11 protein-coding genes and 1 pseudogene are annotated in these 14068 nt (G+C 38.2%); all 12 read left to right on the top strand.

Annotated elements, in window-relative coordinates:
• Positions 1-102: 102 nt before the first annotated feature.
• Positions 103-390, top strand: a pseudogene (locus tag ACZ42F_RS02955) (STAS domain-containing protein); the annotation flags it as partial.
• 39 nt (positions 391-429) lie between these two features.
• Entirely contained in the window at positions 430-3573 is a 3144-nt protein-coding gene (locus ACZ42F_RS02960; RefSeq protein WP_464279688.1) for a hybrid sensor histidine kinase/response regulator, read from the top strand.
• A 19-nt stretch (positions 3574-3592) separates the two neighbouring features.
• Positions 3593-4327, top strand: coding sequence for a cache domain-containing protein (locus tag ACZ42F_RS02965; RefSeq protein ID WP_464279689.1), 735 nt, complete (start codon positions 3593-3595; stop codon positions 4325-4327).
• The gene (locus tag ACZ42F_RS02970; RefSeq protein WP_464279690.1) at positions 4312-5460 is read left to right on the top strand and encodes a methyl-accepting chemotaxis protein; all 1149 of its coding nucleotides are present in this window, start codon (positions 4312-4314) and stop codon (positions 5458-5460) included. The genes ACZ42F_RS02965 and ACZ42F_RS02970 overlap by 16 nt, the downstream gene beginning before the upstream one ends.
• A 26-nt stretch (positions 5461-5486) precedes the next feature.
• Entirely contained in the window at positions 5487-5942 is a 456-nt protein-coding gene (locus tag ACZ42F_RS02975; RefSeq protein WP_029966246.1) for a chemotaxis protein CheW, read from the top strand.
• Positions 5942-7051, top strand: a complete 1110-nt coding sequence (locus ACZ42F_RS02980; protein ID WP_464279691.1) for a response regulator — start codon at positions 5942-5944, stop codon at positions 7049-7051. The genes ACZ42F_RS02975 and ACZ42F_RS02980 overlap by 1 nt, the downstream gene beginning before the upstream one ends.
• 10 nt (positions 7052-7061) lie before the next feature.
• Entirely contained in the window at positions 7062-7472 is a 411-nt protein-coding gene (locus ACZ42F_RS02985; RefSeq protein ID WP_464279692.1) for an ATP-binding protein, read from the top strand.
• Positions 7473-7496: 24 nt separating this feature from the next.
• On the top strand, positions 7497-8594 hold the full coding sequence (locus tag ACZ42F_RS02990) for a protein-glutamate methylesterase/protein-glutamine glutaminase (protein ID WP_029966252.1): 1098 nt from the start codon (positions 7497-7499) through the stop codon (positions 8592-8594).
• Positions 8591-8875 carry a hypothetical protein gene (locus ACZ42F_RS02995; RefSeq protein ID WP_464279693.1) on the top strand — a complete coding sequence of 95 codons (285 nt, stop codon included), beginning with the start codon at positions 8591-8593 and terminating at the stop codon, positions 8873-8875. The genes ACZ42F_RS02990 and ACZ42F_RS02995 overlap by 4 nt, the downstream gene beginning before the upstream one ends.
• Positions 8875-9441: a CheR family methyltransferase gene (locus ACZ42F_RS03000; RefSeq protein WP_464280178.1), complete on the top strand. Its 567-nt coding sequence runs from the start codon at positions 8875-8877 to the stop codon at positions 9439-9441. Before ACZ42F_RS02995 ends, ACZ42F_RS03000 begins: the two co-directional genes overlap by 1 nt.
• Positions 9442-9545: 104 nt before the next feature.
• Positions 9546-13223, top strand: coding sequence for a pyruvate carboxylase (locus ACZ42F_RS03005; RefSeq protein ID WP_464279694.1), 3678 nt, complete (start codon positions 9546-9548; stop codon positions 13221-13223).
• Between the two features lie 24 nt (positions 13224-13247).
• Complete coding sequence (locus ACZ42F_RS03010) at positions 13248-14063, top strand: DsbA family protein (protein ID WP_464279695.1); 816 nt, start codon at positions 13248-13250, stop codon at positions 14061-14063.
• The last annotated feature ends 5 nt before the right edge of the window (positions 14064-14068 follow it).

Raw genomic sequence — 14068 nt, forward strand, 5'->3', positions numbered from 1 at the left:
TTAGTTTTAGATAAAAGGTCTTATCTTTGCTAGGAATAGCTTGTGTTTTAAGCTAAAAATTTTTATAGGTACTAGAAATTAGGGGAAAATTTTAACCAGGAGGCAGCAATGGCAGAACAAGAAATAACTTTGGTTATGGACGGTGATATAGTGGCTTCTAGAGCACAGGAAGTAAAAGATTTGATTGCAGAGAAGATAGCAGAAGGAGTTGATTTGACTTTAGATTTAAGCAATGTTTCTTATGTTGATTCTATAGGAATAGGTATTATTATTGCTACTCATAATTCATTAAAATCTAGTGGAGGAAAGTTGAAAATTATTAATGCCTCTGAAGATATTCAAAATTTGTTTAAGACCATGAGGCTGGATAAACATATAGATATCTCCTAACTTTTAATTAAAAGTTAAAACAATTAAAAGGGGTTTAAGATGACTATGTTAGATGATGAAACCTTACAAATGTATGTGGAAGAATCTAGAGAGCATTTAGAAAGTATAGAAGCAGATCTTTTGGCTATTGAGCAAATGGGAGAAGACATTGATGAAGAACTGGTAAATAAGGTCTTCAGGGCTGCTCATTCCATGAAAGGTGGTGCTGGCTTTCTAGGGCTTAATACGATTAAAGAACTGGCTCATAAAATAGAAAATGTTCTGGACATGATTCGCAATAGAGAGCTGGTGCCCAATCCTGAAATTGTAAATATTTTACTTTTGGCCTTTGACCGTCTGGCAGAGCTTATTGATAATATTCAGGAAAGCAATGAGATGGATATCTCTGAGCATGTTACTGCACTTATGAGCATAACTTCTGGAAGCCTTCCTGAGCTAGAAAAAGAAAGTGTAATTAATGAGGTAGAAATAAAAGATAGGCAAGATAGAGTTGTTTTTACGGTTAAAGAATTTGATTTAAATCAAGCTAAAAAAGGTGGAAAGTTTATCTATCTTTTAGAGTTTGATTTAATACATGACATTCATAAGAAAGACAAGCAGCTCTATGAGGTGATTAAAGATATTCAATCTACTGGAGAAATTGTTGACATTAAGCTTGATTTAGATGCGGTAGGTACACTAGAAGACGGTAAATTTAGTAATAAGATACCTCTATATGTGCTTTATGCTTCTATTATTGAACCAGATATTATTAATACCCTTTTAAACCTACCTGAAGAGCAAATAAAACTTATTGAAATAGATGAATCTAAATCTATAGTAGAAAGTAAAGAAGCAGATTTTGGGCAAAGGGAAGACACTGGGGAAACAGAAGAAGTAATGGATATAGAGGAGGAAGAGCAAGGGCATTTAATAGAAGAAGAAATTGAGTCACGAGTAAGAGAACAGGCTGTAGAGTCTGGGCCTAAAGAGCAAGTTCAAGCAACCAGGCCGGTTGCTTCTTCCCCTAAAGTTAAACCTGCTTCCCTGGCTAAAAAAGTTTCTCCTTCTAAGTCTACGGTTCATACAGATGCCCAACCTGCAGCTTCAATGCATGCAGAAACTTTACGTGTACATGTAAGTTTGCTGGAAAATTTAATGAATTTAGCTGGAGAGCTGGTACTAAGTCGTAACCAGCTTATGCAGGCCATTAGTCAGGGAGATGAACATGAGATTTTAAATGCTGGACAGAGAATAGATCTGGTAACCTCTGAGTTGCAAGAAGCCATTATGCTTACCAGAATGCAACCTGTGGGCAATATTTTTAATAAATTTCCAAGGGTAGTTAGGGATCTGGCCAGGGATTTAGGTAAGGAAATAGAATTAATCTTAGAAGGAAAAGAGGTTGAACTGGACAAAACCATTATTGAAGGACTTTCTGACCCCTTAACCCATTTGGTTCGGAATTCTGCTGACCATGGCATAGAAAGTCCAGAAGAGCGTATTGCCAAGGGCAAAAATCCCACAGGTAAAATTATTTTAAAAGCCTATCATGCGGCTGGACAGGTAAACATTGAAATCAAAGATGACGGTAGAGGAATAGATGCAGAGAAGATAGTAAATAAGGCCATAGAAAAAGGGCTTATTACTGAAGAGCAAGCCAAGGGTATGAATGAAAAAGAAAAGTTGAACCTCATCTTTTTGCCCGGTCTTTCCACAGCCGAAAAGATTTCTGATGTTTCTGGTCGGGGAGTGGGCATGGATGTGGTCAAAAGCAACCTGGATAAACTGGGCGGTCAGGTGGATATTGAGACTGCAAAGGATAAGGGGACCACTATTAGAATCAAGTTGCCCCTTACTCTGGCTATTATTCCCAGTTTACTGGTTTCTGTGGGCGAAGAGCGTTTTGCCATTCCGCAGGTAAATGTGGATGAACTGATAGAAGTGCCTGCCAGTCAAGTAGAAGAGCGCATTGAAAAGGTAGGTGATGCCGATGTCTTGATTTTAAGAGGTGAGCTTATTCCCTTACTTAGCTTGGCTGAAATTCTGGGGTTAAAAGAATATAAAGAAGAAAGCAGTTTTGCTGATAAGTATAAGTCCAAAGGTGGTTCAGTAAAAGTAGTTATCGCTCAAGCTGGCTCATTTAAGTATGGATTGGTGGTAGACCAATTACATGATTCAGTAGAAATTGTAGTAAAACCTCTGGGCAGGCATTTTAAAAATTGTCAGGGTTATGCTGGGGCTACCATTATGGGTGATGGAAAGGTAGCCCTTATTTTAGATGTGGTTGGTTTGGCCAGATTGGCAGAGCTTTCAGCAATAAATGTGGAAGACAAGGTAGAGGATAGAGATAAAGTGGAACAAACAGGAGAAGAATATCATACCCTGTTTTTATTCAACAATGCCCCAGGGGAATATTGTGCTGTGCCTCTGGATCTGGTGGCCAGGGTTGAGCTTATTAAGGCCAGTGATATTGAAGTAGTGGGTGGTAAGAAAGTAATTCAGTATAGAGGTGGGAGTTTGCCCATTTTTGCCCTGGAAGAGGTGGCCAATGTGGGGCATCTGGAACTGGAAGGAGATCTGGTGGTTATTGTTTTTGTGATGAGTGGACACGAAGTGGGCTTGTTGGCCAATCCCCCTGTGGATGCCATGGAAACCAACGTAAAAATAGATGATTTTGCCCTCAAACAACCAGGAATTGCCGGCTCTACCATTATAAATGACCGAACCACTTTGGTGGTGGATATCTTTGAATTTTTTGAAACCTTAAATCCTGAGTGGTTTAAAGAGCGTAAAGAGGCTGTAGAAGAGATTAAAAAAGAAGGTGAACGCAAGGTGCTTTTGGTAGAGGATTCTGACTTCTTTAGAAATCAGGTGAAAAAATTTATCGAAGCTGAAGGTTATAAAGTGGTGGCTGCAGAAGATGGTCAGGTGGCCTGGGATTATCTTAATGAGCATCCTGACGAGATAAGTGTTGTAGTAACAGATATTGAAATGCCCAATATGGATGGTTTTGAATTGACCAAGCTTATTAAGGAAAGTCCTAACTTTTCTCACTTACCCGTTATTGCCCTTACCTCTTTAGCTGGAGAAGAGGATGTGGAAAAGGGTAGGCAGGTAGGTATTGATGACTATCAAATTAAGCTGGATAAGGAAAAATTATTACAAAGCATATATAATTTTTTAACCAAAAAGGCTGCCTAACAGGTAAAGGGGGTGCAAGATGAAGATAGGCTATAAGGTGATGAGCCTTACTACTTTTTTGCTGGTTATGATAGTGGGAATTGTCCTGGCTGTAGTTATATACAACATGCGCTCCATTGGTACCTTTACTCAAGAAAAGGTAAATTTATTTGGTGACTCTATTGTTAAAATGGTTAATGAAAACGGAAATGACATTGAAAATAAATTTGAAGAAATTTTTTACAAAGAAAAAGAGACTTTTTTAAAAAGTGAAGTGGATTCTATTGTTTCAGGCATAAGAGCTATAGTTGCTCAGGCCAAAGAAGAGGGTAGATCCCAGACAGAAATTGAAGAATTGGTAAAGATTTTTATCAATCATGTGCGTTATGGAGAAAATAAGGACGGATATTTTTGGGTAAATGACTTAAAGGCAGTGATTGTGGTTCATCCTGTAAAACCTTCTTTGAATGGCAAAGACCTTTCTGATTTAAAGGATAAAAAGGGGACTTTTATTTTTAGGGAATTTGTTCGGGTGTGTAAGGAAAAAGGTTCAGGCTTTGTAAAATACTATTGGCCCAAGCCAGGCAAGGATGAGCCTCAACTCAAGCTTTCCTATGTCTATCTTATCCCTGAGCTAGGCTGGATTGTAGGTACGGGTGTTTATATTGATGATATTCAGGAAAAGATAACTGAAGTAGCCAAAATGGTTGTTGCCCAGGAAAAGAGGTCCAGGAAAAAACAGCTAAAGAAAGTCAAAGCATGTATTCTAATATAAGTGATAAGATAGATAGCTTGGTTATGATAATCTCTGGAGTAGGAGTAGGAGTTGTTGTTTTGGGCTTGATTTTGGGATTTCTCTTTACTCAATTTAGCATCACCAAACCCTTGCAAAGAGCAATTGCTTTTGCCCAGGAACTTAGTTCCGGCAACTTAACCGTAAAGCTTGATTTAAAATCCAGGGATGAGATTGGTATTCTGGCTGCAGCCTTAAATGGAATGGGAGATAAGTTAAAAGAATTGTTTAGAATAGACGAGCTTAGACAGTTAGGAGATGTCCTGGCTCGGGCTTCTTCTCAAATGGATAGTATGTCTAATGAGTTTACTGCCAGGGCTGAAGGTATGGCTGGCAGGGCCAATACTGTAGCTACTGCAGCTGAAGAAATGAGTGTAAACATGAGTAATGTGGCCCAGGCTATGGAAGGAGTGCAAGAAGCTGCCAATACTGTAGCCACTGCAGCTGAAGAAATGAGTGCTACTATTTCAGAGATAGCTCAAAATTCAGAAAAGGCCAAAGAGATTACTAACCAGGCAGTGGAAAAGGGCTCTCAGACCTCAGAAAGAGTGCACCAGTTGGGTTTAGCTGCTGCTGAAATTACCAAGGTAACCGAAACCATTACAGCTATATCTTCTCAAACCAACTTGCTGGCTTTAAATGCCACCATAGAAGCTGCCAGGGCTGGAGAGGCAGGTAAAGGGTTTGCAGTAGTGGCCAATGAGATTAAAGAACTTGCTCAACAAACAGCCAAGGCCACAGAAGAGATTAAGGGGAAAATTGCAGATATTCAAAAGGCTACAGATGTAACAGTAGAGGATATTAAGTCCATAACAGAAGTTATTAATGATATAGATTCTATTATTTCTACCATAGCAGCTGCAGTAGAGGAACAATCTGTAACCACTAGAGATATTGCTCAAAATATAGGCAATATTTCTCAAAATATTGCTGAAGCTGGAGAAAATGTAAATCAAAGTTCTGAAGTTGCCCAGGATATTGCTAAGGATATTGCAGAAGTTAATGTAGAAGTTAATGAAATGGCCAATAGTAGTTCTCAACTCAAACAAAGTGCAGAGGAGCTTATTGAATTATCTAAAAAGTTAAAGCATATAACTGATAGTTTTAAGGTTTAAAGTAAATAAAAAGGGGTTTAGTTGCTATGGCAGAGATCGTAAAAAGAAGTGGCTCTTTTCAGGCATCTTGTTTTTATCTGGGAGAAGCTCTTTGTGGAATTGATATTAATCTTATTCAGGAGATTAACAAACAAATAAATTATACAGCTGTTCCTCATGCTCCAGATTATGTTCTGGGTATTATGAATTTAAGAGGAAGAATTGTTACTATTATTGATTTTGGGAAAAAACTTGGTTTGGGAAGTACAAAAGTTACAGATTCAACCAGGATTATTATTGTTAATTCACAAGAAGAACAAATTGGCTTGATGGTAGATAAGATTACAGATGTGATTACAGGTAAGTGGGAAGAAGTGTCCCCTCCACCAGCCAATATAAAAGGTATTCAGGGTAGATACTTTTTGGGAGTGTGTAAGTCCAAGGATAGGAAATTGGTAGCCTTATTAAATGTGGAGGAAGCATTGGCTGATGAGGGGAATTAATGGGCAAAAAACAGACCCCATTAATTTTGATTGCTGATGACTCTGTTTTAAATAGGGCCATATTAGCTTCTTTATTAAAAGATGCAGGTTATCATACAATAGAGGCCAACTCTGGGCTAGAAGCAAGGGAGTTGGCCCTTAAGTTAAAACCTGATCTTATTTTACTGGATATTATGATGCCAGAAGAGGATGGGTTGACTACCTGTCTAAAACTCAAAAGTCATCCTCTTACTCAAGACATTCCCATTATCTTTGTTTCTGCTCTAAATGAAAGTAGCTATGTGGTTCAGGCCTTAGAGATGGGAGGAGTGGACTATATTGTCAAACCCTTTTCCCATCCAGAAATTTTAGCTCGCATTAAGGTTCATCTGGGTCTTAAATTTGCCAGAGAACAACTAGTAGAAGCCCAAAGTGATAAGTTGAATCGGGTAAAAGAGATGCAAACTTCTCTTTTAATTTCTCCTAAGGATTTACCTCAAGCTCAATTTGACTTTGTCTATTATCCCTTGGAAGAAGCTGGAGGAGATTTTTTAGAGGTGATGGAATTGGGTGAGAAACATTTTTTGTATCTTTTAGGAGATATTAGCGGGCATGATATTAGTATTGCTTATTATCTTTCAGCTTTAAAGGCTTTATGCCAGCAAAATTTTGCCCTTTATACTTCAGTAAAAGATAGCCTGCAAATGATAAATAAGATTTGTAAAAGTATTTTTAAAGAAGATCAATATTTTACTGCTAATGTGATTTTGCTAAATAAAAATAATAATATTTTACAATTTTATAATTGTGCTCATTTTCCTATTCTGTTGTTTAGAGAGGGGGAAGTGAAGGAAATTTACGGCCAAGGCGATGTTTTAGGGGCTTTTGAAGAATTTTTTATTGAAGAAACTATTATAGAAGTTGATAGGAAGGATAGAATATTTTTATTTACTGATGGCCTGGTTCCCAATGATAAAAATTTTAGAAAGTATTTAGATAGATTGAAAAATATCATTTTAAAGCATAAAGGAGAAGATTTAAAAGGAATATGTAAAAAGATATTTAGTGATTTTTGGGGAAGAGGGGATAGATTAAAAGATGATGTTTCTTTGATGTGTATAGAAATTTAGATTAATGATTGTGAAAGTTGTAAAAAGAAATCAGTTTTTAAAGGTTATTTTTAAAGCCACTCTCAAGGCTGTAGATGCTTTATTAAAGGAAGTAAATGTTTTTTTACATAAATATAAAACAGTTGGTTCTAAATTTGGACTGGATCTTTGCTTGCGAGAAGCCCTGAATAATGCTATTGTCCATGGTGCCGGAGAGGATGAAGAAAAGTTAATTTTATTCTGGCTGAAAAAGGAAAAAAATAGGCTCTGTTTTTTTGTGCGTGACCCTGGAAGCGGATTTAATTATCTCAGATATGGCCAAAAACCCAACGAACTAACGCCTAGTGGTTGGGGGATATTTTTGCTGGCCAATTATACTTCAGGGTATAAATTTTTCCCGCCAGGAAATAAGTTGCTTTTTTGGTTTGATTTAGAAGAGTAGAGTAAGAGGTCAAAAGGAGGAGGGATGGCTTTAAGGGTTTTGGTAGTGGATGATACTATTGTTTATCGCAAAATTCTCACAGATGTGCTTGGAAATATCCCGGATGTAGAAGTTGTAGGTACTGCCAACAATGGTAAGATTGCTTTAACCAGAATTGAGAGTTTAAAGCCGGATTTGGTTACCTTGGATGTGGAAATGCCCATTATGGATGGGTTGAGCACTTTGGAGGAAATAAAAAAACGCAACCTGGATATTGGAGTAATCATGGTCAGTACCCTGACCAAAAGGGGAAGCCAGGTTACCATGCGAGCTCTGGAACTAGGTGCTTTTGACTTTATCACTAAACCTGAACATGAAAAGCAGGAAGATAACTTCCAGGAATTGACCAGAACTTTAACTCCTAAAATCAAGGCCTATTTAAGAAGGATAGAGATTAAAAAAGCCTTAAAAAAAGGAGATAAAACTTCTGTTTCTGGTCAGTTGGATGCTTTTGAGTCCAAAGATAAAATCTATCGCAAACCAGAGGTTATTAGAAGAATAGAAAAATCTCAAATAGTAGCCATAGGAGTTTCTACAGGCGGACCCAATGCCCTGGCCACCATGCTTCCCATGCTTCCTGGGAATTTGGGGGTACCTGTTGTTTTGGTACAGCATATGCCTCCGGTCTTTACCAAGTCTTTGGCTGAAAGCCTGGATGCCAAGTGTAAGCTTAAAGTCAAAGAGGCAGAAGAGGGAGAAGTTATAGAGCCCAATGTGGTGTATATTGCCCCTGGGGGTAAGCAGATGAAGATTGTAAAAGGGGCAGGGGAAAATAGGGTGATAAAAATCACAGATGACCCTCCAGAAAACAACTGTAAACCTTCAGTGGACTATCTTTTTCGTTCTGTAGCCAAAGAGTATAAGTCCAAAGCTACAGGAGTGATTATGACTGGTATGGGCAATGACGGCACCCTGGGTTTAAAGGTAATGAAGTCTTTTGGGGCAGTTACCATTGCCCAGGATGCTGAGACTTGCGTGGTCTATGGGATGCCCAAGATTGCTATTGAGGCAGGAGTAGTGGATATCATTGCTCCTCTGGATAAAATCGCTGAAGAAATCGTAAAAACCGTTCGTTTTGTATGAAAATAAAACCAGACGAATTTAAGATTTTAACCCAGTATATTTACAATATATCGGGTATTCACTTAGATGCTTCCAAGACCTATCTTTTGGAGACCAGGTTAAAACCTCTTCTGGAACAGGAGAAGGTTGGTTCCTATGCTGATCTTTATCGTAAAGCCAAAGCTGATGCGACCAAAAGAATAGAAAAGGCCATTATTGATGCCATAACTACCAAGGAAACTCTTTTTTTCGGGATAAAGGCCCTTTTGACCTGCTTAAATTTAAAATTTTACCTGACTTAATTGACCGTCGGTCTAAAACTACTTCCAAGTTTTTGCCCCTAAAGATAAAAATCTGGAGTGCAGCTTGCTCTACTGGTCAGGAAGTCTATAGTATTGCCATAGCCTTAAAAGAAACTATTCCTGACCTGGATAAATACAATATTACCATTTTGGGTACAGATATTTCAGATGAAGCCATAGCCAAGGCAAGTTATGGTAAATATAATAAATTTGAAATTGAGAGAGGTCTTCCTGCAGATAAGCTCAGGCGTTATTTTGACCCTACTCCAGATGGCAACTGGCGGGTAAAAGACGAAATCAGATTTATGGCCAATTTTAGAAAAATAAATTTAATGCAACCTTTTTCGGTGTTGGGCAAATTTGATATTATTTTTTGTAGAAATGTAGCCATTTATTTTACTCCTCAAGATAAGAAAAAGCTTTTTGAAAGATTGGCTCAGGTGCTCCAGCCAGATGGTTATTTAATTATTGGCGCAACTGAGTCTCTGGCAGGAGTTACAGACCTTTTTGTTCCCAAGCGATATTTGCGAGCAATTTTTTATCAATTAAAAAGTTTTACAGGTTAAACAGGAAAAGGATTTGTTTGACTTCTTTAAAGCTTTTAGAAAAAAAGAAGTCAAAGGGTTTGTTTTATCTTTTTCAGGTAAATAGATTTTTAGGGGAGAGCTAGATGAAGAGTTTTGAAGAGGTAAAAAAAGAACTTAAGGGTAAAAAAATTTTGGTGGCCAATAGAGGTATTCCAGCCAGAAGAATTGTGCGTTCCATCTATGAGTTGGAAGCTATACCTGTGATGACAGTTACGGATATAGATAAAACTGCTCCTTTTACCTCTGGGGCTGTGGATTTACTTCTTTTGGGGAGCGATCCCAGAGCATATCTGGATATGGACCTTATTATTAGCAAGGCTAAAGCCAAAGGTATAGTAGCCATTCATCCTGGTTGGGGGTTTGCCTCGGAAAATGATTTATTCCCTCAAAAATGTGCAGAAGCTGGGATAGTTTTTATCGGTCCAGAACAAGAAGCCATGCGCCTTTTGGGGAATAAAGTGGAAGTGCGTAAGCTGGCCAAAAAACTGGGCATACCAGTAGTTGCCGGGTCAGAAGAAGCTGTAAGTCTAGAAGAAGCCAAAGTTTTAGCGAGGGAAATTGGCTACCCGGTAATGCTCAAGGCTGAAGGCGGTGGTGGAGGTAGAGGAATCTATGAGGTTTATAGGGAAAGTGAACTGGAAAGTGCTTATATCAAGGCTTCTACCCAGGCTCAGGCAGCCTTTGGCAATCCCAGGCTCTATGTGGAAAAGTTTTTGCCTTCAGTAAGGCATATAGAGATTCAAGTAGTAGCAGATAAATATGGCAATGTATTTGCCTTTGATGAAAGGGATTGTACTGTTCAGCGCAACCATCAAAAACTCATTGAAATTACTCCTTCTCCCTGGTCCAAAATGACTGAGGAGTTGAGGAAAAAACTAAAAGAATATGCTGTTAAACTTATTAAAGAAGTGGGATATTATTCTTTGGCTACAGTGGAGTTTTTAGTTGATGCAGAGGGTATTCCTTATCTTATAGAAGTAAATACAAGACTACAGGTAGAGCATGGAATTACCGAGTGTCGCTACGGAATAGATCTGGTAGAAGAGCAAATTGCCATTGCTTTTGGTTCTAAACTTCGTTTTAACGAAGAAAACACTATCCCTACCAACTGGGCCATGCAGGCTAGAATAAACTTAGAAGATCCACAAAATAATTTTACTCCCAATTCTGGAGTTATTACTCGCTATATTTCTTCAGGTGGTCAGGGTATTAGGGTGGATTCCTGTGTAGGTGGAGGATATAACTTTCCCTCTCAATATGATTCTGCTGCTTCTTTGCTTATAGTTTATGGTAAAAGCTGGCCCAAGATTTTAAAAACCATGGATAGGGCTTTGCGAGAATATGTGATTGGAGGAGTAAAGAGTACTATTCCTTTTCATCGCAAAATTATCAATCATCCTGATTTTCAAACTGGAGACTTTGATACCAATTTTATTGCTACTCATCCTGAGGTAATGGTTTATAGAGATACTGAACCAGAAAGTGTTCGGCTTTCTCATCTGGTGGCAGAGATTTCAGCCAAAGGATATAACCCTTACCTGGAACTGGGTGAGTATAGAGGGCGTTTTGACAAACGGATAGGCAGGTTTAATCCCATTTTACCTGAAATTGATCCCAAGTCTTATACTTATCCTTATCCCCGGGGAGATAGAAAGGCCATTTTGGATATGGTCAGGGATAGTGACTATGTGCATTTTATGGACACTACTCCCAGGGATATAACTCAATCCAATAGTGGCAATAGATTTAGATTGGCTGAAGATAGGCTTATTGGCCCTTACCTGGATAATTGTGGTTTCTTTTCCATAGAAAATGGCGGAGGTGCTCATTATCATGTGGCCATGTTGGCCAATATGACCTATCCTTTTACAGAAGCTAAAGAATGGAATCAGTTTGCTCCTAAAACCCTAAAACAAATTTTAGTACGCTCTACCAATCTCCTGGGTTATAAACCCCAGCCTAAAAATTTAATGCGCCTTACTGGTGAAATGATTTGTGAACATTATGATGTGGTGCGCTGTTTTGACTTCTTAAACCACATAGAAAATATGTATCCTCTGGCTGAAGTGGTTTTAAATTCTTCCAGCAATATTTTTGAACCAGCCATTTCTCTTTCTTATGCTAAAGGATTTGATGTGGCCCACTATCTGGGAGTTGTGGAAGAAATTTTAGAAATGGTGAAAAAGGTTGCTGGAGTTTCTTTAAAACAAGCCCAAAAGCTCATTATTTTAGGCCTTAAGGATATGGCTGGAGTTTGTCCGCCTAAGTTTATGCGTGAGCTGGTAACAGCGATTAAAAAGGCATATCCAGACCTGATTATTCACTACCATAGACACTATACTGATGGCCTTTTTGTGCCTGCTGTAGCTGAAGCTGCTAAAGCAGGAGCTAAAATAGTAGATACAGCTATTGGGGCTGCAGTGCGCTGGTATGGTCAGGGAGAAGTGCTTTCTACTGCTGCTTACTTAGAAGAGCTTGGTTTAAAGACCAATTTAAATAAAGAAATGATTAGAAAGTGTAATTTTGTCTTAAAACAGATTATGCCCTATTATGACCGTTATACTGCTCCTTACTTTCAGGGAATTGATTATGATGTGGTAGAGCATGGCATGCCTGGCGGAGCTACCTCTTCTTCTCAAGAAGGAGCCATGAAACAAGGCTATATTCACCTGCTTCCCTATATGTTGCGTTTCTTGGCTGGAATCCGCAAAGTTGTGCGTTATCACGATGTAACTCCAGGTTCACAGATTACCTGGAACACAGCCTTTTTAGCTGTTACTGGGGCTTACAAGAGAGGAGGAGAAAAAGAGGTCAGAAGGCTTCTGGAAGTACTGGAAAAGGTGGTAACTCTTCCTGAGGATAAGCTGGATGAACAGACCAAAAAGGATAGGCTTTTGATTTATAGAGATAGTAATGATGCCTTTCGCAATTTACTTCTGGGTAAATTTGGAAAATTGCCCCTGGGCTTTCCACCGGATTGGGTTTACGAAAGTGCCTTTGGAGATAAGTATCTGGAAGCTTTGCAACAAAGGACAGAAAAATCACCCCTAGAAGATTTGGTGGACATTGACATTGAAGCAGAGCGTCGCAAACTGGCTACTCTTATTGAAAGGGAACCTACAGAGGAAGAATTGGTCAATTACTTAAATCATCCAGGAGATGCCCTGAAAACCATCAATCTAAGGACTCAGTTTGGAGATTCCAATAATTTGCCCCTGGATGTGTGGTTTGAAGGCCTGGAACCAGAGCAGGAGCTTAATTTTACTGATTCTAGAGGAAAACCTCATACTCTGGTGATTTTAGATATTTCTCAGCCTGACCAAAATGGTAATAGTGTGGTGCGATATAGTCTGGATTCAGAATTTTTTACTTATCAGGTAAAGGTGGCTGAAGGGACCAGGAGTGAGAAGGGTGAAGTGGAAATGGCTGATCCGAAAAATCCCTATCAAGTGGCTGCGCCCTGCAATGGTGATTTGTGGGTGATGCATGTAAAGCCAGGAGATAGGGTAAAAGAAGGAGAAGAACTTTTTAACATTTCTGTGATGAAACAGGAAAAGGCAGTTCTATCTCCTGTAAGTGGAGTGGTAAAAAGGGTCTTAAAGTTTGCCAATTATCAGGAAGATAAGAAAATGGTCCCTGTAAAAGAAGGGGAACTTATTGTAGAATTAATGCCAGTAGGTAAGTCCTGTCCTACCTGTAGAGAGGAAGTGGCTCTGGAAGAGGCCAGATTTTGTCCCAATTGTGGACAAAAACTAAGTTAAATTTACTTTTGAGGAGAAAGTTAGATGAAAAAAACACTGCTTATTTTAGAAATGTTTCTGTTGCTTTTAGGTCAGACAGTTTATGCCCAGGATGTATTAAAGGATTTTAAAGATAACCTGGCCCTTAATTTAGCCAGAAAAAATATAAAGAAAGAGCAAATTAAAGTAGAAAAGATTAGCGATGTTAAGGAAATTAAAGGATTTATCCTGGTCAGGGCAGAGATAACTCTACCCAACAAAAAACTTAGCCAATTTTTCCTTACCAATGGAGAAGTGGTGGCGCAAAACTTTATTCAACTGGCTACAGGCACAAATATTTTGAATAAATACATGACTCTTTATTTTAAAGATAATTTTGATTTTAAAAAACTTACGCATTTAAAGGGAAGTGGAAAAGAAAAAAATTATTTAGTAGAAATATCTGATTTTCAGTGTCCTTTTTGCAAAAAAGCCAATGCTTTTCTGGAATCTAAACTTGCTAAAGCCAAAGATTTAGATGTTTATTTTTTAAATTATCCTTTGGAAACTCATAAAAAGTCTTTTTTATTGGCAAAGATTTTTGAAGCAGGTTTGCAGCTAGACAAAGACTTTTCTTCAGAGATTTTTAGTAAGGACTGGAGTAAGAAAAAAGATGAGGAGATAGTAAATTATTTTGCTAAATTAAGTGGAAAAGAAGATAAGTTTAAAAAACTGGTAAATTCTAAAGAGATTAAGAATAAGATTTTAGAACAAAAGGAATTGGCAGATAAATTTGGTTTTACCTCTACTCCTGCCTTTATTTACAATGGTAATATTATTATAGGATTGGACTTAAACAGGCTGAATGCCATTTTTAAATGAGGTGT

This window comes from Desulfonauticus autotrophicus (assembly GCF_055381725.1).

What these genes read in the sequence shown, in the direction of transcription:
- ACZ42F_RS02960 (WP_464279688.1), top strand. Translation starts at nt 430, where the DNA reads ATGACTATGTTAGATGATGAAACCTTACAAATGTATGTGGAAGAATCT.
- ACZ42F_RS02965 (WP_464279689.1), top strand. Translation starts at nt 3,593, where the DNA reads ATGAAGATAGGCTATAAGGTGATGAGCCTTACTACTTTTTTGCTGGTT.
- ACZ42F_RS02970 (WP_464279690.1), top strand. Translation starts at nt 4,312, where the DNA reads ATGTATTCTAATATAAGTGATAAGATAGATAGCTTGGTTATGATAATC.
- ACZ42F_RS02975 (WP_029966246.1), top strand. Translation starts at nt 5,487, where the DNA reads ATGGCAGAGATCGTAAAAAGAAGTGGCTCTTTTCAGGCATCTTGTTTT.
- ACZ42F_RS02980 (WP_464279691.1), top strand. Translation starts at nt 5,942, where the DNA reads ATGGGCAAAAAACAGACCCCATTAATTTTGATTGCTGATGACTCTGTT.
- ACZ42F_RS02990 (WP_029966252.1), top strand. Translation starts at nt 7,497, where the DNA reads ATGGCTTTAAGGGTTTTGGTAGTGGATGATACTATTGTTTATCGCAAA.
- ACZ42F_RS02995 (WP_464279693.1), top strand. Translation starts at nt 8,591, where the DNA reads ATGAAAATAAAACCAGACGAATTTAAGATTTTAACCCAGTATATTTAC.
- ACZ42F_RS03005 (WP_464279694.1), top strand. Translation starts at nt 9,546, where the DNA reads ATGAAGAGTTTTGAAGAGGTAAAAAAAGAACTTAAGGGTAAAAAAATT.
- ACZ42F_RS03010 (WP_464279695.1), top strand. Translation starts at nt 13,248, where the DNA reads ATGAAAAAAACACTGCTTATTTTAGAAATGTTTCTGTTGCTTTTAGGT.